This is a genomic window from Nocardia sp. No.11, from assembly GCF_038752175.1.
GTDB classification, from domain to species: Bacteria; Actinomycetota; Actinomycetes; order Mycobacteriales; family Mycobacteriaceae; genus Nocardia; species Nocardia canadensis.
On the sequence record NZ_JBCGFB010000286.1, the window covers coordinates 1 to 434 of the forward strand.

1 protein-coding gene is annotated in these 434 nt (G+C 63.1%); it reads right to left on the reverse strand.

Annotated features, from left to right (window positions below; genetic code table 11):
• On the reverse strand, window positions 1-434 hold a 434-nt coding region (locus tag V8688_RS32075), incomplete at both ends, for a diiron oxygenase (protein ID WP_342802390.1).

The following is a 434-nucleotide window of genomic DNA, read 5'->3' on the forward strand; positions in this document are numbered from 1 at the left end:
TCCTCGCCGCCGAGGATCATGGTGAAGAACAGCTCGGGGAAGTACTTCACCGCGGGCCAGATGATCATCGTCAGCTTGCGGTCGATGGTGCCCATGCCGACCACATCGCGGTAGCCGATGCGGTTGATCATCTCCTGGAACATCATCGTGTGGTTGCACTCTTCGGCCGCCTCGTGGGTGACGTACCGGAACTCCGGGTCACCGTTGGGCACCGAGATCAGGTACTGCATCAGCCCGCGGATCAGCAGCTGCTCGAAGTCCAGGCCGACCTTGGCGATCCCGGCCTGCCGCCACATCCCCATCGCGATCTGCTTGTCGACGGGTTGCGCCTTGTACCAGGGGTGACGGCCCAGGGGGTCCTCGTCGGGCATGATCCAGCGCGGATCGTCGGAATGGACGGCGAACTCCGGCGACTCCCAGTCGATATCGACATA